Annotated in this window: 16 protein-coding genes; 15 read left to right on the top strand and 1 reads right to left on the bottom strand. The window is 54.3% G+C overall.

Features of this window, described 5'->3' with window-relative positions; genetic code table 11:
• The first annotated feature begins 49 nt into the window (after positions 1–49).
• The 6 genes from NSU01_RS31495 to NSU01_RS31470 all read left to right on the top strand — a co-directional run bounded on the left by NSU01_RS31495 (position 50) and on the right by NSU01_RS31470 (position 6,001).
• On the top strand, positions 50–1,657 hold the full coding sequence (locus tag NSU01_RS31495) for an FAD-binding protein (protein ID WP_042140066.1): 1,608 nt from the start codon (positions 50–52) through the stop codon (positions 1,655–1,657).
• Positions 1,654–1,986, top strand: coding sequence for a ferredoxin family protein (locus tag NSU01_RS31490; RefSeq protein ID WP_042140065.1), 333 nt, complete (start codon positions 1,654–1,656; stop codon positions 1,984–1,986). The genes NSU01_RS31495 and NSU01_RS31490 overlap by 4 nt, the downstream gene beginning before the upstream one ends.
• Before the next feature lie 94 nt (positions 1,987–2,080).
• Positions 2,081–3,151, top strand: a complete 1,071-nt coding sequence (locus NSU01_RS31485; RefSeq protein WP_042140064.1) for an ABC transporter substrate-binding protein — start codon at positions 2,081–2,083, stop codon at positions 3,149–3,151.
• Positions 3,152–3,204: 53 nt separating this feature from the next.
• Complete coding sequence (locus NSU01_RS31480; protein ID WP_076247054.1) at positions 3,205–4,005, top strand: dienelactone hydrolase family protein; 801 nt, start codon at positions 3,205–3,207, stop codon at positions 4,003–4,005.
• Between the two features lie 44 nt (positions 4,006–4,049).
• Complete coding sequence (locus tag NSU01_RS31475; RefSeq protein ID WP_076247052.1) at positions 4,050–5,660, top strand: FAD-binding protein; 1,611 nt, start codon at positions 4,050–4,052, stop codon at positions 5,658–5,660.
• Entirely contained in the window at positions 5,657–6,001 is a 345-nt protein-coding gene (locus NSU01_RS31470) for a ferredoxin family protein (protein WP_039297374.1), read from the top strand. Before NSU01_RS31475 ends, NSU01_RS31470 begins: the two co-directional genes overlap by 4 nt.
• Positions 6,002–6,121: 120 nt before the next feature.
• Here the strand turns inward: NSU01_RS31470 and NSU01_RS31465 are convergent, their stop codons facing one another.
• Positions 6,122–6,667, bottom strand: a complete 546-nt coding sequence (locus tag NSU01_RS31465) for a glutathione peroxidase (RefSeq protein ID WP_039297377.1) — start codon at positions 6,665–6,667, stop codon at positions 6,122–6,124.
• A gap of 291 nt (positions 6,668–6,958) precedes the next feature.
• Between NSU01_RS31465 and NSU01_RS31460 the strand changes: the two genes are divergently transcribed.
• The 9 genes from NSU01_RS31460 to NSU01_RS31420 all read left to right on the top strand — a co-directional run bounded on the left by NSU01_RS31460 (position 6,959) and on the right by NSU01_RS31420 (position 20,594).
• Positions 6,959–7,633 carry a Na-translocating system protein MpsC family protein gene (locus NSU01_RS31460; protein WP_076247049.1) on the top strand — a complete coding sequence of 225 codons (675 nt, stop codon included), beginning with the start codon at positions 6,959–6,961 and terminating at the stop codon, positions 7,631–7,633.
• Between the two features lie 150 nt (positions 7,634–7,783).
• Positions 7,784–8,173, top strand: coding sequence for a response regulator (locus NSU01_RS31455; protein ID WP_076247047.1), 390 nt, complete (start codon positions 7,784–7,786; stop codon positions 8,171–8,173).
• Positions 8,174–8,391: 218 nt separating this feature from the next.
• On the top strand, positions 8,392–10,668 hold the full coding sequence (locus NSU01_RS31450) for a PAS domain-containing hybrid sensor histidine kinase/response regulator (protein WP_076247044.1): 2,277 nt from the start codon (positions 8,392–8,394) through the stop codon (positions 10,666–10,668).
• A 497-nt stretch (positions 10,669–11,165) separates the two neighbouring features.
• Positions 11,166–12,242, top strand: coding sequence for a bifunctional 3-deoxy-7-phosphoheptulonate synthase/chorismate mutase (locus NSU01_RS31445; RefSeq protein ID WP_042140059.1), 1,077 nt, complete (start codon positions 11,166–11,168; stop codon positions 12,240–12,242).
• Between the two features lie 197 nt (positions 12,243–12,439).
• The gene (locus tag NSU01_RS31440) at positions 12,440–13,894 is read left to right on the top strand and encodes a SulP family inorganic anion transporter (protein ID WP_042140058.1); all 1,455 of its coding nucleotides are present in this window, start codon (positions 12,440–12,442) and stop codon (positions 13,892–13,894) included.
• A 200-nt stretch (positions 13,895–14,094) separates the two neighbouring features.
• The gene (locus tag NSU01_RS31435) at positions 14,095–15,852 is read left to right on the top strand and encodes a methyl-accepting chemotaxis protein (protein ID WP_042140057.1); all 1,758 of its coding nucleotides are present in this window, start codon (positions 14,095–14,097) and stop codon (positions 15,850–15,852) included.
• Positions 15,853–15,979: 127 nt separating this feature from the next.
• Positions 15,980–16,657 (top strand): deoxyribose-phosphate aldolase, encoded by a 678-nt coding sequence (gene deoC / locus NSU01_RS31430; RefSeq protein WP_042140056.1) that lies wholly within the window; start codon positions 15,980–15,982, stop codon positions 16,655–16,657.
• Between the two features lie 1,040 nt (positions 16,658–17,697).
• Positions 17,698–18,993, top strand: coding sequence for a homocysteine synthase (locus NSU01_RS31425; protein ID WP_042140043.1), 1,296 nt, complete (start codon positions 17,698–17,700; stop codon positions 18,991–18,993).
• A 542-nt stretch (positions 18,994–19,535) separates the two neighbouring features.
• Positions 19,536–20,594: a hypothetical protein gene (locus NSU01_RS31420; protein ID WP_076247041.1), complete on the top strand. Its 1,059-nt coding sequence runs from the start codon at positions 19,536–19,538 to the stop codon at positions 20,592–20,594.
• Positions 20,595–20,910 lie beyond the last annotated feature (316 nt).

The raw sequence follows: 20,910 nt of genomic DNA, 5'->3' as shown, positions 1-20,910 counted from the left end.
AGACAAGCTAATGAAACGCTAACGCTAATGAAACCAAGGGGGCAACAACATGAACCAACCGGCACTGAAGGAAACATTGAAACTGACGGCGGATGTACTGGTAATCGGCGGAGGTCCGGCAGGAACATGGGCGGCACTTACAGCCGCAGCTAAGGGAGTGAAGGTGATCCTGGCCGACAAGGGATACTGCGGCTCCAGCGGTGCAACTGCCCCGTCGGGCACCGGAGTCTGGTACGTGAAGCCGGAAGAAGAGCTGCGCGAGGCAGCGAAGGCCAGCCGTTACGCTATGGGCGGCAAGCTGGCTGAGCACCGCTGGATGGACCGGGTGCTGGACCGGACTTATGAGAATATGAACAGACTGGGCGTTGCCGGCTATCCGTTCCCGGTGGATGAGGAAGGCAATCAATACCGCCGGAGCCTGCAGGGACCTGAATATATGCGCCTGATGCGCAAGCTGGTGAAGAAGGCGGGCGTGAAAATTCTGGACCATAGTCCGGTGCTTGAGCTGCTCGCCGATGAGCACGGGGTAGCCGGAGCGGCCGGCGTGCAGACCCAGAGCGGAGAAGCCTGGAGTGTGCATGCCGGGGCGGTAGTTATCGCTACCGGAGGCTGCGCTTTCCTCAGCAAGGCGCTTGGCTGCAACGTATTGACCGGTGACGGGTACTTGTTCGCCGCTGAAGCAGGAGCGAGCTTGTCGGGTATGGAGTTCTCCAATGCCTACGCGATCTGCCCGACCTTCTCCTCCGTAACGAAGACTGCTTATTACAGCTACGCCAGCTTCTATTATGAAGACGGAACTGTGGTGGAAGGAGCAGGCTCCAAGAAGGGCCGCTCAGTCATTGCCAGGAATCTGCTGGCCGGGCGCCAGGTATTCGCGAAGCTTGACGGAGCGGATGAAGCATTACAGCCGCTGCTGCGGGTGGCGCAGACGAACTTCTTCCTGCCATTCGACCGGCGGGGCATTAATCCCTTCAAGGATGTATTCCCGGTGACGCTGCGGCTGGAAGGTACAGTCCGCGGCACAGGCGGCATACGGATTACAGACGAGAGCTGCGGCACTGGGGTTCCGGGGCTGTATGCAGCAGGGGATGCGGCTACCCGTGAGCTGATCTGCGGAGGGTTCACCGGAGGCGGCAGCCATAATGCCGCCTGGGCGATGTCTTCCGGCTCCTTCGCCGGAGAAGGGGCGGCAGACTATGCAGCCGGACTCGGCTGGCATTCAGTTCACCGTGCACCCGTAGGGTTATCCTCTTCACCGCTGGTTCACCAGGAAGTGAAGGCGGGCGCCGCTGCCAGAACCGCAGAATATGTGGAGGCTGTGCAGGCAGAAGTCAAACCGTACGATATTAATCTGTTCCGTACAGAGCAGGGGCTGGAATCTTCGCTGGAGCGTCTGGACGGACTATGGAAAGAGCAGCGCAGCCGGGAAATCCAGCGCACGCCGGAAGGTGTGAAGGCACGCGAAGCCGAAGCGATGACGGCAACGGCACGCTGGATGTACAGCTCCGCTCTGGCCCGTACCGAAACCCGGGGAATGCACAAACGGGAGGATTTCAAGGGAAGTGACGACAGCCAGCATCACCGCCTGATCAGCGGCGGACTGGACCAGGTATGGGTGAAGACAGAAGAGGTAGCGAAGGAGAGTGTATTGTTGTGATTGAAGTCATCAGCGCTGACCGGTGTGTAGAATGCAATCAATGTGTATCTGTCTGCCCGACCAATGTATTCGACAGGGTGGATAACGGAATTCCGGTTATCGCCCGGCAGAGCGACTGCCAGACCTGCTTCATGTGTGAGCTGTATTGCCCGGTGGATGCCCTGTATGTGGCTCCGGATTCCGAGGGGATTACCGGAATTACTGAGGCGGAGCTGGAACAGCAGGGACTGCTCGGCGGTTACCGCGAGAAGGTAGGCTGGGGCAAGGGCAGACAGCCGGTAGCCAGTCATGACTTCATGTATAAGCTGGCAGCCCGGGCAGGCTTCTGAGTGATGCGCCGTTATAGACACTAATCCAAATACAGGCAAGAGTCCTTATACAAACATCAAACATCCAGCAGACGACTGAGGGGAGAATACAGAAATGAGCAAATTGTACAGAGAGATTAAAGGTGTATGGAGCAAAGGGGGACGCCTCACGCTGATTACAGGTGTGGTGATGATCATGCTGGTGCTGCAGGCTTGCGGTAATAATACCGGCTCCGGGAACAACGGAACGGCAGCCAACGGCGCAGGAACGAATACGGCCGACGCGGCGGGCAGTGAGGCTTCAAGCAATGTTCCGGCTGTGCTGAATTTCGGATACATTGGCTCCAATAAGCTGAATGTACCGGGCGGTGCAGAAGGCTGGGGACTCTATAAAGGGATTATTCAGGAAGAGCTGAAGCAGTACGGAATTACCGAAGTGAAGCTGACCGGCTTCCCGAACGGACCGGATCAGACGGAATCCTTAATCAGCGGAAGACTTGATTTCGGCAGCCTTGGGGATACCCCGGCGATTATCGCCTACGCTTCAGGAGCCAAGACCCGGTTGATCGCCCAGACTTCCGCGCATACGGTCGGTTATCTGATCGGCAAGAAGGACGGACCAAAGACAGTGCAGGAACTGAAGGGCAAAACCATTGCGATCCAGAAAGGGTCCTTCATGCACCGCTACGTAGTCGGCCTGCTGAAGCAGGAAGGGGTAACCGACTATAAGCTGGTTCACATGCTGATTCCGGATGCTACCGCAGCACTTGCCCGCGGCGATGTGGACGCGACCACCAATAACGGTGTAGCGGCGCTTAAGCAGATCGAGCAGGGATACACTCATTTGGATGATGCCTCTACCCATCCGGATCTGCTCGGAAGCAGTGCTACCGTAGTGTCAGAGGAGTATCTTGCGAAATTCCCGGATTTCCCTAAGGTCTGGAATGCGGCACGGGAGAAGGCACTGGCCGACCTGAAGCAGCATGAAGATGAGTATTATGAGTTCCTGGCCGAGATCGGGGATACAACCCCGGAACTCGCGAAGCAGGTGAATCCGATCAGTGATATTAAGGATACAGCCTTCACGGAAGACGGCACGAAGCTGCTGGAGGGCACCAAGAACTTCCTCGTGGAAGAGAAGCTGGCCAAGAAGGATTTCAACATCAGCGACTGGCAGCTCAAGTAATTCATGACAGGTAAACAGGTAAACAGGTAAACAGGTAAACGGAGGGGATGCAGATGTCCGAAGAAACCTTGACCATTGAACATTTCAAGCTGCCGCTGGAGAACGGGCTGTATCTGGAGGGCGAGGTGCGGGTTCGTGCGGGGACTGCACCAAAGCCCGTCATCCTGATCAGCCATGGCTTCCGAGGACATAAGGACTGGGCATTCTGGCCGGAGGTCTCCGGCAGACTTGCCGGGAGCGGGTTCTACACCGTAAGCTTCAATTTCTCACGGATCGCTGCCCGCAATTTGGACGGGGTTAGCCCGGAGGAAGCTGCCGGAGCGGCTACGCTGAGCCGGGAGCTGCTGGATCTGGAGCAGGTGCTCCACAGCCTGCTTGAGGGCAGGCTGCCGCTTGCCGGACTGGCCGACACGGAGCGGATAGCAGTTCTGGGGCACAGCCGTGCAGGCGGAAGTAACATTCTGTTCGCGGCAGAGCATCCTGAGGTGAAGGCGCTGGTGGTCTGGAACGGCGGTTCACCACCGCAGCCGCAGCAGGGTGAAGGTGCCCCGGCGCTTACGCTGCAGGAGCGGACGATCCGCGAGGATCAGCAGCGTAACAAGGAGCGCTTCAATCTGGAGAAGGCACTCGGCAGAGTACCGGCCGCAGCGCTGCTGATTCAGGGTGATCAGGACCGTGAAGCCTTGCTGCAGCAGCATGCAGGCTTCAGGGAACAAGCGCCGCATCACCGGTATCAGAGCATCCGGGGTGCGGATCACACCTTTGGCACGGTGGACCCGTACGAAGGCTCCACCTCTGCGCTGAATGAGGCTGTTGCCTCGACAATAGCATTTTTGCAGGAGAAGCTGGTCTGATCTTAATTCTACATTTCAGGGGACCATGAAGAGGGGGAAGCGGAATGCCGCAGCAGCAACAGCAGGCAACAACAGATGTTCTAGTGCTGGGCGGAGGCCCGGCCGGAGCATGGGCGGCATGGAGTGCAGCTTCTCAGGGAGCGAAGGTAATTCTGGCCGATAAGGGATATCTCGGAACAAGCGGGGCTACCGCGCCGGGAGGAACAACGCTGCTGGTGATTCCGCCGGTGGCAGAGCTGCGGGAGCAGGCTGTGCAGGCCAGACTTAAGGCAGGCGGCTATCTCTCGGAGAATGCCTGGATTCACCGTGTGCTGGATCAGGTCGAGCAGAATCTGGAGCTGGTAGAGGAGTGGGGGTATCCCTTTCCGAAGGATGAGGAGGGCAGGCCGCTGCGGACGCATCTGCATGGCCCGGAATACATGAAGCTTATGCGTAAAGTGGTGCGCAAGGCGGGGGTGCGTATATGGGATCAATCGCCGGCGCTGGAGCTGCTCCATGATCAGCACGGCGTGGGCGGAGCACGCGGAATTAACCGCTTAACCGGGGAGACCTGGGAAGTGAAGGCGAACGCGGTGATTATGGCTACCGGAGGCTGTGCCTTCCTCAGCAAGGGGCTGGGCTGTAATGTGCTCACGGGCGAAGGACTGCTGATGTCAGCCGAGGCTGGTGCCGAGCTGTCGGGTATGGAATTCACCCGGCAATATGCTCCGAGCTTCGCGGACGGAACGGTAACACGCGGGCGGATGCTGGCCTGGGCCACGCTGTATGATGAAGCGGGAAGGCCACTGCATCAGGGTGACCGCACCTTCGGCAGCATCCCTGAGCTGATGCTGAGGGGCCCGGTCTACGCCTCGCTGGATCTGGCGGATACGAAGGAGAAGCAGGATTTCCTCCGTAACGCCCATCCGATCTTCTTCATGCCGCTGGAGCGGGCGGGGATTGATCCATTCAAGGATAAATTCCCGCTTACGCTGCGCTATGAAGGCACGATGCGCGGCACGGGCGGCCTGCGCCTGACCGGCACCGATTGTGCCACCTCGGTGCCGGGGCTGTATGCGGCCGGAGATGCCGCATCCCGCGAGAAAGTCACCGGCGCCATCTCTGGCGGCGGCGCCTACAATGCATCCTGGGCCATCTGCAGCGGCAGCTGGGCAGGACAAGGCGCGGCGCGGCACGCTCTGCAGGAGCCGCGTCCGGCGGACAACCGGCTGCTCCGCGCGGCGGGCCGCTACGGGATGCCGGCTGGCGCCGGCACAGCCAGGGCGCTGGACGCGAAGCCGCTGATCGCGGCGGTCCAGCGGGAGATCCTGCCGCTGCGGATTAACTACTTCCGCAGCGAGCCCGTGGTCGCCGCGGCTCTGCAGCGGCTGAACAGCCTGATGCCCGAGCTCAGCGGGCAGGTGCCCGCGACGGTTCAGGGCATCGTGCAATCGCGTGAAGCGGCCGCCATGCTGAATGTCGGCCGCTGGATCTACACCGCCGCGCTGGCCCGCAAGGAGAGCCGCGGCCTGCAGCGCCTGGCCGAGTATCCGGCGCTGGACCCGCGCCAGACCCACCGCCTGATCCTCTCCGGTATCGATACGATTGGCATCCGCACCGAAAGTGTGTCTCATGCCCAGGAGCTGCGGATACCAAGAGAGGAGCGGGCGATATGATTGAACTGGTCAGCCAGGACCGCTGCATCGGCTGCAGGCTGTGCGTGAAGGTCTGCCCGACGAATGTCTTCGAGATGCAGGGCAAGCTTGCCGTCATTGCCCGCCAGGAGGATTGCCAGACCTGCTTCATGTGCGAGGCGTATTGTCCGGCGGATGCGCTCTATGTGGCGCCGCAGGCAGATCTGTCCATGGAGGTGGATGAGCAGGAGCTGATTGAATCAGGCCTGCTGGGCAGCTGGCGGGCAGAGATCGGCTGGAACCCGGGTGCGGAGGATACGATGGCGGAGCGGGACACGACACCTTTCTTCGAGGTGTTCACCGAGACTTACCGCGGCAAGTAATCAGGAATAAGCAAGTAAATGACAAAAAGGTGTTCTGCAGCCCTTGCCGGCAGCGGAACACCTTTTTTTATTTGAATATTTCACGGGTAACATAGCCTTCGTCATTCTCGCTATAACGCTTTACAGCAGCTTCTGAATGGCAGGCTCCATGTCCAGCGGATCAACCGGAGATTCGAAGCGCTCCACCACGTTGCCGTTACGGTCAATCAGGAACTTGGTGAAATTCCATTTAATCTCATCGTTTGTGAGCGCTGCAGGATCACGTTCCTGAAGCATGGTGTGCAGCAGCTTGCCGTTTGAGTCCGTGTCGTCAAAGCCCTGGAAGCCAGCCTGTTCCGTCAGATAAGCGAACAGCGGATGGCGGTTATCCCCCTTAACATCAATTTTTTCGAAAAGCGGGAAGGTTACGCCGTAATTGATCTGGCAGAACACGTTAACCTCTTCATTGGAGCCGGGCTCCTGTTCGCCAAACTGGTTGCTGGGAAACCCGAGAATTTGCAGGCCCTGCTCCTGGTACTTCTCATGAAGCTTCTGAAGGTCGGAGTATTGCGGAGTATAGCCGCATTTGCTGGCAGTATTAACGATCAGGAGGACTTTATCCTTGTATTGTTCAAGCCGGGTCTCTTTCCCCCGGATATTGCGGGCCTCATACTCATAAATGCTCATTGCTGCTTCATCCTCCCGGTATATGTAATTAATATTTACAACTATTTAATTGTAAACAATTTAATTTTAGGTGTCAAACTAATTATAAATAATTAGGGCAATACTAATGTTGTGCCCTTACATACATATCCAGGGAAGCCCCGGCAGCCCTTTATGAACTTTTATATATTTATATATACGAAGTCCCCCGGTTGAGATTATACTAAAGTGAACGAACCGTTTTTTCAGCAGGCGGAGCGTCTCCCCATACGTATAACACAGACACAAGAATATTATGCTGGAGGAAATTGAATGAGCACTACGGAACTTACTAGCCAACTTTCCAGTTTCACAGGAAGATTACTGCGGGAACGCTTTGGGAAAGGGCCTGAATCAATACACGCCTCTATCGGGAAGCAATGTATAGCACTGCATATCCGTAATTTTATCGGACCTGTGGAGAGATTTTTGTTAAATAAGGAAGAAGAACAGGCGTTTCGCTATACGAGAGAGCTTTTGATGAAGTCTCTGCTGCCCGAACTTGCGGCTTACCTGAAGGAAACGATGGCTATGGAGGTTGGCGAGCTTTTCTATGACTGGGGTATACATAACGCGTCTGGAATGATCGTTGCGCTCATTAAGAATGACGCTATGATTATTGACGATTATGCCGGGCGTCAAGAAGTCCATGCCCAGATTAATGAAGTTAGCAGAAAGGTTCAGAAGGAACCGGTCTATACCGACTCCTGGTGGCTGGGCCCGCGCATTCTGATTATCAAACGTGAGGGTATCCTGATCCCGCTGGAGAAGGAACTGATTGGCCTTGGTTATGAGAATACGCTTAAGACCACCAAACGCAAGATGGAAAAACGATATTTGGAGGATACCACCACGATTGCCCCGATGCTCGGCAAGGAACTGTCGGATATATATGTGGATTGGGATTTCGACAAAGATACCAGTGTGATAGCTTATACTTTTCAATAAGTTTAACTATAAATAGGGCGGAAATGAGTCGGACATGCGAATGAGCCGAACATGAGCCGGAGAAGGGGGAATGGTCCCTTTCTTCGGCTTTTTTATTTTTTTTCCTGTTTATGGGCTGTTGTTCTGGGACTTTTTAGGAGGATATGCCGGATGGAGGAATACAAGCGGACAGTATTATATGTGGAAGATAATCAACTCAACATGGCCCTAATGCATCATATCTTCAAAAGAAACCTGCCCTCCATATTGCTGCTGGAAGCTGAAACGGCAGAGCAGGGGCTAAGTATGGCCCGTGAAGCACTGCCGGATCTGATCATCCTGGATATCGGGCTGCCCGGCCTTAACGGATATGAAGCTCTGGAAATATTGCAGCAGGATGAGGCTACTTGCCATATTCCGGTACTGGGAACCAGTGCGTTTGCTCAATTATCGGATATTGAAAAAGCCAAAAACAGGGGTTTTGCCGCGTATATTACCAAACCGTTCCAGGTCAAAGCCTTCACCGAAACGGTGAAGAGGCTGCTGGACGGCGGGCTCTAAATCAAGGATAAAGTAATGCAGGAATGAATCGAACAAAGGTGGGGAACTGGGGAGAACTCTGTCTGAATTCTGGTTCGCAGGTTAATATAATCTGCTATACATTTTATAGTTTATATTTCGACATAATCATTTGACTTTCGCCCGGATATGCAAGATATTTATATTACAGATTTGAACTAAAAATGCATGTATTACTCCACGAACGGGCGGTGGAATTTATGCTAAGACAACATACGGAGATCTCTTCTCCATTCGAACAGGCATTCAAAAAGGGGACTGCCGGAGTCGCATTTCTCTCCATTTCCGAAGAATGGACTAGTGTGAATCCGGCGGTAACGCTGTTGCTGGGATACACGGAAGAACGATTGCTGGGACATGGCTTCACGGAGTTTCTGAATGAAGATTCCCTGGAGATACATAGGCAAAAGATGGGGACTCTAAAGGCGGGAGAGGTTCCCTTTTTTGAATGCGAACTGAATTTCCGGCATGCAGACGGCTCTGTAGTTGCAGTACTGCTGCATGTTTCTCTGATTAGCGAGCCCTCTACGGGAATGGGCTTGTATTATATCGTTCATCTGGCCGGATTGCCGCACCCGGAAGCTAAGTCCAAGGAAGAACTTCCTGCACCGCCAGATGAGCTGTACCGCCTGATTGCAGCCAACATTAGAGACATTGTATATTATGCTACCCCGGATGGTATCTGCAGATACTGTTCTCCTTCGATTGTGGAAGTACTCGGGTATAAGCCTGAGGAATTGATCGGCTGTGATATCCGCGGACTGGTTCACCCCGGGGATATGGAATTTATGAGCGCACCGCAGGCGGCTGAGCTTCAGAGTGTGCAGCTGCGGATTCTTCATAAGGACGGGCGGTATCTCTGGATTGAATTCACGCTGCGGATTGTGGAAGACAGCGGGAACTGGAGCGTGCTTGCCGTAGGCCGTGATGTGACACAGCGCAAGATTATGGAGCAGAAGCTGCAGGAATCGGTAGAGCGGTATACCTCGCTGAAGAAATATAACCATGATGCGATTATTTCCCTGGATCTGGAAGGTAACATTATCAACGGGAATGAGAAGGCCGTAGAGCTGACAGGCTACACGATTCCTGAGCTGGTGGGAATGAGTGTCGGACGGATTATCGGGAACCACCATCTTCACGACGTAATCAGCTTCTGCCAGAAGAAGGGTTCCATGGAACGAAGCATTGACCTCATCTGGCATAAGGACGGACATTCCGTGGAGGTGCTGACAACCCTTGCCCCTATCATTATCAACAATGAGACGGTGGGTTTTTATATTATCGTCAAGGATATTACCGAGCAGAAGAAGCTGCTGATCGCCAAAGAAACCGCCGAGAATACGAACCGGGCCAAAAGCGAGTTCCTGGCTATGATGAGCCATGAAATCCGCACGCCGATGAACGGGGTGATCGGGATGACCGATCTGCTGCTGGACCTCAGTGATCCGGATTCTCAGCAAAGGGAATACCTGGAAATCATCCGCCAGAGCGGAGAATCCCTGCTGAATATCATTAACGATATTCTGGATCTGTCCAAGATTGAGGCGGGCAAAACCTCATTGCATGAAGAACCGTTTGTCCTTCAGCACTGCATGGAGTCTGCTCTGGAGCTGCTGCAGCTTAAGGCGGAGAATAAGGGCCTCGCCATCCAGGTGGAGGTAGGTCCGGATGTACCCGCTGATCTGATCGGGGACGGAGAACGCTTGAAGCAGATCCTGATCAATCTGGTCGGCAATGCAGTGAAGTTCACTCACACGGGCGGGGTAAAAGTCGGCGTGCAAAGGATACGGGGAGAAGAGGCTGCTGATGGGGTAACGCTGCAATTTACAGTGGCGGATACAGGAATAGGCATTCCGGAGGATGCCCGCAGCCGGTTGTTCGAGCCGTTCTACCAGCTGGATCATTACATGAGCCGCAAACATGAAGGAAGTGGTCTGGGGCTGGCGATCAGCAAGCAGCTGGTTGAAATGATGGGGGGCAGGATTCAGCTGGAGCCGCAGACCGGGCAGGGGGCAACCTTTGTATTTACGGTGGTGCTCCGGACCGAGAAGCAGGCCCAGACTGCTGAGGGGGCGGAGCCGGGCCTGCTGAGTCCGCAGCAGCTCAGCCGTTCTTTGCGCATCCTGGTGGCTGAAGACAATGTCATTAATCAGATTGTGCTGCGCAAAATTCTGGAGAAGCGCGGGTTCGCCGTGGATGTTGCGGAAGACGGGCTGCAGGTAGTCGAGATGGTCACTCAGCGCAGCTATGATCTGATCTTCATGGATGTGCAGATGCCCGGCATGAACGGCCTGGAGGCTACATCGAGAATCAGGCAGACGCAGCCGGCAGATTCGCAGCCGGTCATTATTGCCGTAACGGCTAATGCACTCAAAGGCGACCGGGAATTATGCATTGAAGCCGGAATGGACGAGTATATCAGCAAGCCGCTGAGAAGCGAGACGATAGTGAATGTTATCGGAAAATTCTTTTAATCAGCAGGCAGTCTTCCGTCTATCCATCAATGATTAACGTTGCTGCGTTAAAGCTGTAATGCGTCACTCTGACATCTTGCATGTGGAAGTCATTTTGATTAAGATAGCAGAAACCGGTGCACAAGACGCACCGATATACCATTAAATGACAATGACGAAGAGAGTAAGCACTTTATAGCGGATCTTAACAGGGAAGGTGTGCCGGAGACTGAGAGCACCCTCATTTGACGCTTAGTGCCGAAGTTCACTTCCGAGTCGGCCCCTGAAGTACACTGCTGCAGCAGGTATGAGTAGGGAGGCCCGCTTCCAGCGTTAACGGGTGTAAGACAGAGTTAATCCGGTCCGGGAATGAGGTAACAGCTTTCCGGGTGCTGACGCGTCAGCAGGATTCATCTCTAAATAAGGGTGGTACCACGGCTCCTCGTCCCTTGCGACGGGGGGCCTTTTTGCGTTCGTTCATAGGATTAACTATTAACTACTTAAGGGAGTGTCAGGAAATGAGTAATGTGGAATTGGATAAGCTGAGAGCACGGCTTGATGAAATTAACGGACAACTGCTGGAGCTGATCTCGGAACGTGCGGAAATCGTTCAGGAAATCGGAGTGCTCAAGGAGAAGCAGGGTGTACCGAAGTTCGATCCTGAACGCGAGAAAGCCATGCTGGATAAGCTGGTAGCAAGCAACAAGGGACCTTTCACCAGCGGCACGATCCGTACCCTGTTCAAGCAGATTTTCTCTGCTTCACTGGATCTGCAAAGCACGGAACATAAGAAGTCCCTGCTGGTAGCCCGGAAAAATCACGCCGAAGATACAGTAATTACCCTTCCGGGTAATGTAACCGTCGGCGGATTATCTTCGCTGATGGTTGCCGGACCCTGCTCGGTGGAGAGTGAGCTGCAGACCCGTACAGTTGCCGCTGCCCTGCAGAAGGCAGGAGTGAAGGTGATGCGCGGCGGAGCCTTCAAGCCCCGTACCTCTCCGTATGATTTCCAGGGACTTGGAATGGACGGTCTGAGAATTCTGCGTGAAGCAGCGGATGAATACGGGCTTCTGACCATCAGCGAAATTGTAGACCCGCGTCATATTGAAGAGGCCCTTGATTATGTCGATGTTATTCAGGTCGGTGCACGGAACATGCACAACTTCGAACTGCTCAAAGCGGTAGGGGAAGTGAACAAGCCGGTACTGCTGAAGCGCGGATTATCCGCTACACTGGATGAATTCGTCCATGCGGCAGAATACATTATGTCCCGGGGCAATATGGAGATCATACTGATTGAACGCGGCATCCGTACCTATGAGAAAGCGACCCGTAACACGCTGGATATTTCGGCAGTGCCGATTCTCAAGCAGGAATGCCATCTGCCGGTGCTGGTCGATGTGACCCATTCCACCGGACGCAAGGATATCCTGATCCCATGTGCCAAAGCCGCACTTGCCGCCGGAGCCGACGGCATCATGGTGGAGGTGCATCCCGATCCGGCAACCGCCTTATCGGATGCGGCGCAGCAGCTTAATATTGAAGAGTTCAACACCTTCTTCAATGAAGTGAAAGCCTCCGGACTGTACCGTTAATTTTAATATCTAGAGTTCAGGCGAAAATAGCAGGATCGGTGAGAACGGGGCAGGAAGTAGCGCTTACAAGCACAGGTTGGACTTTTGTGGAGGTTAAGGCGGGTCAGGTACAATAAGAAGCATTGGCGGTGCACCGGCCCCGGGCTCTATGGAAGAGCCTATAACCTTATAACAAGACACAGGAGGAGCAGCACAATTTGAAGCAGTCAAGCTTATACAACAACGGTTGGTTTTCCAACACACGGAGCGACATTCTGTCAGGTATGACCGTGGCGATTGCCTTAATCCCTGAAGCGATTGCTTTCTCCATCCTCGCCGGCGTAAGCCCGATGGTTGGATTGTACGCATCTTTCTGTATTGCTATTGTGACGGCATTTGCCGGCGGAAGACCGGGCATGATCTCAGCGGCGACCGGAGCGATGGCGCTATTGGTCGGCAGCCTGGTGATTTCACACGGAATTGAGTACCTGTTCGCAGCCACCGTACTGGCGGGAATCTTTCAGATTCTGATGGGGATGCTGAAGCTTGGCAGATTCATCACGTTCCTGCCGCAGCCGGTAATGACCGGCTTCGTCAACGCATTAGCCATTCTTATCTTCATGGCCCAATTGGTGCATTTTGAAGGACAGGGCTGGATTATGTATGCGCTGGTGGCACTTACACTGGTCATCATTTATACGGTTCCGCGGATCACGAAGGCGGTCCCTTCGGCACTTGTAGCGATTATCGCAGTTTCTGTACTCAGCATTGTTCTTAATCTGGATGTAAGAACCGTAGGCGATATGGGCACCATTACTTCGGCTCTGCCGGTGTTCCATCTGCCGGATCTTCCCTTCACGCTGGATACACTGCTGATCATTCTGCCCTATTCACTGTCGCTCGCTGTAGTCGGATTGCTGGAATCCCTAATGACCGCAACGCTGATTGATGATATTACCGGCACCGGCAGTGACAAGAACCGGGAAGCGAAGGGACAAGGCCTGGCCAATATCGTGACCGGCTTCTTCGGCGGGATGGCAGGCTGTGCAATGATCGGCCAGTCGATGGTTAATATGAAATCGGGCGGACGTACACGGCTGTCTACTTTTGTATCGGGGATCTTTCTTTTGTTCCTGATTCTCGTTCTGGGCGATGTGGTTAAGCAGATTCCGATGGGCGCCTTGGTTGGTGTTATGATCATGGTCTGCATTAGCACCTTCGAGTGGGGTTCACTGAAGACTTTAGCCAAGGTGCCGCTCAGCGATGCACTGGTCATGATCGTTACGGTAGTCACCGTGGTAGTGACGGATAATCTGTCGATCGGCGTATTGTTCGGTGTTCTGCTAAGCGCTTTGTCTTTTGCCTGGAAAATGGCTTCAATAAAGCTCGGCGTCCATACGACGGCATCTGTAACTACCTACAAAGTATCGGGCCAGCTGTTCTTCGGTACAACCAGTCATTTCGTGCATGAATTTATGTATGAGAGTGATCCGCAGCAGGTGATTATCGACTTCTCCCATTCCCATGTGTGGGATCAGTCGGCGGTGGGAGCTATTGCCAAAACGCTGGACAAATACGCGGCACTCGGCAAAAAGGTAACGATTACCGGATTAAATGAAGAAAGTGCCCGGCTGGTGAAACGGATCGGCCTGAGCTTGTCGGGCGGGCATTGAAGGATAAATGTATTGAGGCTGTCTTTGGAGCTGTTATGGCTTCAGAGGCAGTCTCTTTTTTTGTAATATCTTTTGCGGCAGGAAAAAGGAATTTCGAAAAAATTGTCGAAATTTTCCGGTAGAGGGACATTTGTCATTGCGTGTTCAGGAATGACCCTACTTTATTAACGCAATTGCCGTGCGCGAAAGGGAATGCCTACATGTTTTCTTTTATCCGAACAAGACTTATTGCCCGTATCCTCTGTATCATGACTGTAGTCATTCTATGTATCACGGCAGGGAACATTGCGATTCAGCGGGCGAACACCGGATCAGCGGTGAAAGGGACGATCAGCAGTTACAACATGAGTATTGCCAGCCATTATGTTACGCAGATTGATGCCGGCCGTTACAGCGAGTTCCTGGCCGATCCCCGGGAATCGGATCTGTATTGGTCGCTCCGCAATGAACTGGATCAGTTCAGGGTGTCGATCGGTGCCCGTTATGTATACTTTGTCAGGATCGATGAAGCCAATCAGCCGCAGCTGATGATTGACGGCAGACCGGAGGGGGACCCGCTGGCTTCGCAGATTAATGAAATTACAGATATGCCGGCTGCTGCAGTTGAGGCGGTCCTTGCAGGAGAGAATGCGAGTACGCCGCTGATCATGAATCCTGAATATGGGGATTATATCTCGGCATTTGTACCGGTGAAAGGGGCTGACGGGGCTCTGATCGGGGCGCTGGGCATTGACACCGATGTCGCTGTCCTTAGCAGCCTGACCCGTGACGTCCTGATCCAAAGTCTGCCTCTCTATGGTATTATTCTCGCCTTATCCCTGGCCGCTTTGGCGGTGCTGGCCTGGTTTGTATCCCGGTCATTGCGTCCACTGGGGACGATCACGCAGAGTGCGGGCACCATGGCCAGGGGCGACTTGGCTGAGGCCGCGCGGATTCTGAATGCCCGTCCGGTCAGGTCCCGGGATGAGATTGGAACGGCTTATCAGGCGATGCTTCAGATGTCAGGTGATTTGAATGCAAGAGTGAGAGGGATGGTGTCTGGTGTGTCCACGGCATCCGATTCTCTCTACGGCTCCTCTGAGACATTCGCCAGGAATGCCGATGATGTACTGAAGATGAGTGAGGCCGTTAACGGCAGAATCGGCGACATCTACGCCGGTGCCCATTCGCAGACCGAAGGAGCACAGAGCAGCGCTGTGGCAATGGATGAGATGGCGCAGGGGATTTCGCGCATTTCGGCAGCTTCGGCCGTTGTCTCCGAATTCGCGGTCAAGGCTCTGGATATCGTGCAGTCCTCCCAGACTGCCATGAATCATACGAATCAGCAGATGAAGTCGATTTCCGTATCTACCGGCCATACCCTGGACATCGTGCTGCTGCTGCAAGGCTATGCGAATGAAATCGAGGGCGCGCTGGCTGCGATCAGGCAGTTCGCCGATCAGACGAAGCTGCTTGCGCTGAATGCCTCGATTGAGGCAGCGCGTGCGGGAGAACACGGGCGGGGCTTCACTGTCGTAGCCGGAGAAGTACGCAAGCTGGCGGAGGGCTCTGCGGCTTCGGTCGAGCGGGTTGCCGATTTACTGATTCATATCGGCAATGCCTCAGCAAGCATTGGTACGCAAATGACGGACGCTTCCCATGAAGTCAGTGAAGGTGTGCGGATGTCTGCCGAAGCAGAAGCTGCGCTGCTGGAAGCATCGGCCGCTTTTCGTGAGGTGGCCGGACAGATTGTCGATATGTCGGCGACGGCAGAGCAGCTGTCAGCAGGCACAGAGGAGGTTGCTGCAACGGTGGGCAGCATGGCTTCCATTGCCGGAGGTGTCTCGGAGCAGACAAGGCAGATCCGTGAGCTGACCGGTCTTCAACTGGAGAAGATCAAAGAAGTATACGAAGCTTCGATGATGATCAGCGCGAATACAGGCGACTTGCGGGAAGCTATCCGGCAGGTGAAGGTGTAAGCGGCGCTTCAAGTGTTGATCGGGCGTAGTAGCAGGTGTTCGCTCTCCGGCTTTCCAAAGTGTTCGACTATTGGTATGATTACAAGGAATGCGAACATCTACTACCGATTACATGGAGGAATTAATAATGAGTGAAACTACAATATCCGGGATTATTGATCATACGCTGCTGAAGGCGGATGCCCGTAAAGACGATATTATCAAGCTGGCTGAGGAAGCCAAAGCATACAAATTCGCTTCGGTCTGTGTGAACCCGGCCTGGGTGTCCACGGCCCATGCAGTGCTGAAGGATACGCCGGAAGTTAAAGTATGTACAGTGATCGGGTTCCCGCTGGGATCGTCCACACCGGAAACCAAAGCCTTTGAAACCACCGATGCGATTGCTAACGGTGCCGGCGAAGTGGATATGGTTATCAATATCGGCGCACTGAAAGACGGTAATGACGAGCTGGTGAAACGTGATATCGCCGCAGTGGTTGAAGCTGCCCGCGGTAAAGCACTGACCAAAGTCATCATTGAGACCTGCCTGCTGACCGATGAAGAGAAGGTCCGCGCCTGTAAGCTCGCTGTAGAAGCGGGAGCAGACTTCGTGAAGACTTCGACCGGATTCTCCACGGGAGGCGCAACGAAGGAAGATATCGCACTCATGCGGGCGACTGTCGGCCCTGCTATCGGCGTTAAGGCATCCGGCGGTGTGCGCAGTGCGGAAGATGCCCTCGTAATGGTCGGAGCAGGCGCTACCCGGATCGGGACAAGCGGCGGCGTAGCCATTGCCAAAGGTGAGCAAAGTCAGAGCAGCTACTAAATACAACTCAGCTATGCACAGAAAAGGCTGTGGCCTCCTGGATTTCGGGAGGCCGCAGCCTTTTCGTTTCTGTAAAGGGAATTAGAATAGTCGTCTGGTATCTGTTGTAGATAAGCTGAATATGAAATGGGCCGCCGAAAGTTAGCCGAGTGGGCTGAGCGGCGGAAATAAAGAGATAAATCCCACTAAATCGGCCGGAAGTGGGTTGAGCGGCGGGATTAAAGGGATAAATCCCACTAAATCGGCCGGAAGTGGGTTGAGCGGCGGGATTAAAGGGATAAATCCCACTAAATCGGCCGGAAGTGGGTTGAGCGGCGGGATTAAAGGGATTAATCCCACTAAATTGGCCGGAAGTGGGCTGAGCGGCGGGATTAAAGGGATAAATCCCACTAAATCGGGCGGAAGTGGGTTGAGCGGCGGAAATAAAGGGATAAATCCCTCTAAATCGGCCTGATGTGGGCTGAGCGGCGGGATTAAAGGGATAAATCCCACTAAATTGGCCGGAAGTGGGCTGAGCGGCAGAAATAAAGGGATAAATCCCTCTGAATCAACCTGAATTTTGCTGTACTGCAGCGTGCTCCCTTATAAAAGGACGCTAACGCTTCGCTGGGAGGAAAGGAGGGGTATAAGTGCACCTGAATCCACTGGACACTACCCTCTGCTACCGAATCATATGCTTAAGCGTCTGCACAACTTTTATGACGGGGAAGAGGCAGACTGATTGAACACAGCATCGGCTCCTATAACACGGAGCTTCATCGTTATACGGTAAGTTACGACACCTGAAGCTGGGTCGAAATAAGGGTGGATTTATCACAAAAATTTAAAACGGATAACGTTATTCTCCGGCTCTCGCTGCTTGCGGAGGGATTTTTTGTTGTGGCCCGAGAAACAGGCTTGAATTATCCTTTTATTAAACTAATAAAACATAGGGAAATAATGAGAATTTTATCTTTCCAAATGACATGGTTTGTGAGAGAATAGGTACAATTCTTAATTGTTAACCTTTGCCATTATACCTTTAGAGGAGGAAATACCCCATGTCAGAAGAGCGCAAGCTGTCATTTGAAACCTTAACCGTTCATGCAGGCCAGGAGATTGATCCAACTACTTTAGCCCGTGCTGTACCGCTGTATCAGACCACATCCTACGGTTTCCGTGATGCAGAGCATGCTGCCAATCTGTTCGCGCTTAAGGAGTTCGGCAACATCTATACCCGGCTGATGAACCCGACCACCGATGTGTTCGAACAGCGCCTTGCCGCGCTGGAGGGCGGGGCGGGTGCGCTTGCGACAGCTTCCGGAGCAGCGGCTATTTCCTTCTCTATTCTGAATATTGCCGGTGCAGGAGATGAGATTGTTTCCTCTGCAAGCCTCTATGGCGGGACGTATAATCTATTCTCCACGACGCTGCCCAAGCTGGGGATTAAGGTGCATTTTGTTGATTCGGACAATCCGGAGAACTTCCGGGCAGCGATTACGGACAAAACCAAAGCGCTCTATGCCGAAACCATCGGCAATCCGCAGGGTAACGTGCTGGATATCGAAGCAGTGGCGGCTATCGCCCATGAGCACGGGATTCCGCTGATTGTCGATAATACCTTCCCAAGCCCGTACCTGCTGCGTCCGATTGAACACGGGGCGGATATAGTAGTGCATTCGGCTACCAAGTTCATCGGCGGCCACGGCACCTCCATCGGCGGAATTATTGTGGACGGCGGCAAGTTTGACTGGAAGGCAAGCGGCAAGTTCCCCGGACTTACAGAACCGGACCCAAGTTATCATGGGGTAGTCTACACTGAAGCTGTAGGACCTATTGCTTATATCATAAAAGCACGCGTACAGCTCCTTCGTGACCTCGGCGCGGCGATCTCGCCTTTCAATTCCTGGCTGCTGCTGCAGGGACTCGAAACGCTGCATTTGCGTCTGGAACGCCATAGCCAGAATGCCCTCAAGGTAGCCCAGTATCTCGAAGCGCATGATTCTGTAGAGTGGGTAAGCTATGCCGGGCTGCAGAGTCATCCGTCCTATGAGCTGGCGAAGAAATATCTGCCCAAGGGGCAGGGTGCCATCCTTACCTTCGGAATCAAAGGCGGAGCAGCGGCAGGCGTCAAGCTGATTGAGAATGTGAAGCTGTTCTCCCATCTGGCCAATGTCGGTGATTCCAAGTCGCTGATCATCCATCCGGCAAGCACTACACATCAGCAGCTGTCAGACGAAGAGCAGATTACGGCCGGGGTTACTCCGGAGCTGCTGCGCTTGTCCATTGGTACGGAGTCGATTGATGATATCCTCTACGATCTGGAGCAGGCAATCGCTGCCAGCCAGCAGCCGTAAATTTAAGTATCGTCCGGCTAAGTATCGTCCGGCGATTTCCAAGGGTATAAGGATGTACAGTATAATATTGCTATGTTTTAACCTGAGGGCACAATTCAATTGAATTGTGCCTTTTTCTCTCCGTTACTGTACTGAAAATAAGCTCCTTTTCATTGTTCCATTGGGGATAGCCGATTCCCGGGACCTGTTCGGGTGTAAGAAAAAGAAACTTTCCCCTAAAGTAACTACACGATATTTAACGATAACAGTTTGGGTCTGTTCAGGAGATTTGAGCAAACTGTAATGGTATTCCGTCATAGCATTCCATAAGACTCTAATCCAGAATAGTATAAGTGCGGTTGGCGGGAAAAGGGAATGGTTCCGGTATTTTGAATTGGTAAACTCACAAGTTTATGGGGCTGCGCCGTATTCATTTGATACCGTTTGCATATTTCGGGACCTTTGCCAATATTTATAGATTGAAGCATCGTAAAATGCCGGTGGCATCGCCATAAGGGGAGCAGCGCCGGCAGCAATCCAAAGTTAAAAAGGTGGGTGCGATGATGAAGGGTGAACGTCAGCAGGATCAGAATCAAAATAATGAGGAGCGCCCGTTCAAGTATAATGCCGGCGACCGGACTATTGGCATGGAGATGAGCCAGTCTGCATCTGTAGCTTCCGCTGCAGCGGAATTTCTTACCGACGGGGAGCGGCGTAAGAGTAATGGGAACATGAGCCGGACCTATTTCCGCCGTCCGGGTGAACGTCCGGCTTTTCTGGTGCTGCGCGATGGACTGGGCGACCGGTCCCTTCTTCGGGAGGAGCCCGGCATTTACCCTGCTGGTCCCTGTCTGATCCGCAGCGAGGAATGGCTGCTGGAGCCGGAGCTTGCCGCACTCTATTCGAGCTGGATGTCCTGCGGGGATGAGGGGCAGGCCGAGCGTATCCTGCAGCGGATTTATTACCGGCTGCGGGCTGCCGCTGCCGCACTCCTGGAGTCGGCGGACGGTGTCTGGGCCGCAGTAGCTCTGCCCTATACGCCGGAGCTTGCCGCTCGCCCGGCAAGACTGGCCGCGCTGCAGGATGCGCAGCTTGAAGCGCTGTTCGCCGCGGTGGCGGAGAGCCAGCGGCTGGGCGGCGACAGCCGCGTGGACCTGCTGGCGCCATACCCCGCCAGCGCAGCCGAATTCGCGGCACAGCGCGAATTCATTGAGGGCGTGGCCGAACAGACCCTCGGCCACGCTTACGCGGCAGCGTGCCGCATCGGGGCGCTTCTGCTCCCCGAGGTGGGGCGCGCTGCCGCGGGGGAAATCGCGCGTATCGCCGATTTCCTGGTGCTGGACGGCGCGGCCGGTGAAGCCGCGCTGGAGGAGAGCGCCGCCGAGGGCTTCGCCACAGCGGCGGCTGAGGTGTTAGCCGCCGTGCGCCGGGTGAAGCCGGCGGCGGCCGTGCTCGCCGCGGGGGCACCGGCGGCGTACGCGCTGGCCGATCTGTATCAGATCGGCCTGAGCGGGATCTTCTGCAGCGCGGCCCAGCGGACCGAAGCGCTGCTCCGGGCGGCCTGCCTGACGTGGATCGCCCGGCAGGACAATATAGATGCTGCCGCCGGAGGATGGCAGTAGCAGCCGGTTAGAGCGGTTGTGCCCAATCCATCCATGCTGCTCATCTCACTCAAACTGCTGCTAACGCCATAAGCATCACCACTGTCACGTGCCGATAATCAGGCCTCTGCTGCTCACAGCCGCGAATCCATCTGAATCACTCGCCGTGTTCAATCTGTTACGGCGAGCTATAAGTATCTGCATTATCAAGCGCGCCGTGAATCTAGCTATGCCGCCGTCCGACATCACTACCCTTACCGTAGACCCTCAGTGCCTAAGCACATCTACTATAATAATAACCCGATTCCACCAGCCATCCAGGCTGCGTTGGAATCGG

It is taken from the genome of Paenibacillus sp. FSL H8-0259, from assembly GCF_037963255.1.
Lineage (GTDB): Bacteria > Bacillota > Bacilli > Paenibacillales > Paenibacillaceae > Paenibacillus_AQ > Paenibacillus_AQ phytohabitans.
This window is presented reverse-complemented; position numbering and strand designations above follow the sequence as displayed.

Excerpts from the sequence above, each read along its gene's own strand:
- NSU01_RS31495 (WP_042140066.1), top strand. The coding sequence starts at position 50 with ATGAACCAACCGGCACTGAAGGAAACATTGAAACTGACGGCGGATGTA.
- NSU01_RS31485 (WP_042140064.1), top strand. The coding sequence starts at position 2,081 with ATGAGCAAATTGTACAGAGAGATTAAAGGTGTATGGAGCAAAGGGGGA.
- NSU01_RS31480 (WP_076247054.1), top strand. The coding sequence starts at position 3,205 with ATGTCCGAAGAAACCTTGACCATTGAACATTTCAAGCTGCCGCTGGAG.
- NSU01_RS31475 (WP_076247052.1), top strand. The coding sequence starts at position 4,050 with ATGCCGCAGCAGCAACAGCAGGCAACAACAGATGTTCTAGTGCTGGGC.
- NSU01_RS31470 (WP_039297374.1), top strand. The coding sequence starts at position 5,657 with ATGATTGAACTGGTCAGCCAGGACCGCTGCATCGGCTGCAGGCTGTGC.
- NSU01_RS31465 (WP_039297377.1), bottom strand. The coding sequence starts at position 6,667 with ATGAGCATTTATGAGTATGAGGCCCGCAATATCCGGGGGAAAGAGACC.
- NSU01_RS31460 (WP_076247049.1), top strand. The coding sequence starts at position 6,959 with ATGAGCACTACGGAACTTACTAGCCAACTTTCCAGTTTCACAGGAAGA.
- NSU01_RS31455 (WP_076247047.1), top strand. The coding sequence starts at position 7,784 with ATGGAGGAATACAAGCGGACAGTATTATATGTGGAAGATAATCAACTC.
- NSU01_RS31450 (WP_076247044.1), top strand. The coding sequence starts at position 8,392 with ATGCTAAGACAACATACGGAGATCTCTTCTCCATTCGAACAGGCATTC.
- NSU01_RS31445 (WP_042140059.1), top strand. The coding sequence starts at position 11,166 with ATGAGTAATGTGGAATTGGATAAGCTGAGAGCACGGCTTGATGAAATT.
- NSU01_RS31435 (WP_042140057.1), top strand. The coding sequence starts at position 14,095 with ATGTTTTCTTTTATCCGAACAAGACTTATTGCCCGTATCCTCTGTATC.
- deoC (WP_042140056.1), top strand. The coding sequence starts at position 15,980 with ATGAGTGAAACTACAATATCCGGGATTATTGATCATACGCTGCTGAAG.
- NSU01_RS31425 (WP_042140043.1), top strand. The coding sequence starts at position 17,698 with ATGTCAGAAGAGCGCAAGCTGTCATTTGAAACCTTAACCGTTCATGCA.
- NSU01_RS31420 (WP_076247041.1), top strand. The coding sequence starts at position 19,536 with ATGAAGGGTGAACGTCAGCAGGATCAGAATCAAAATAATGAGGAGCGC.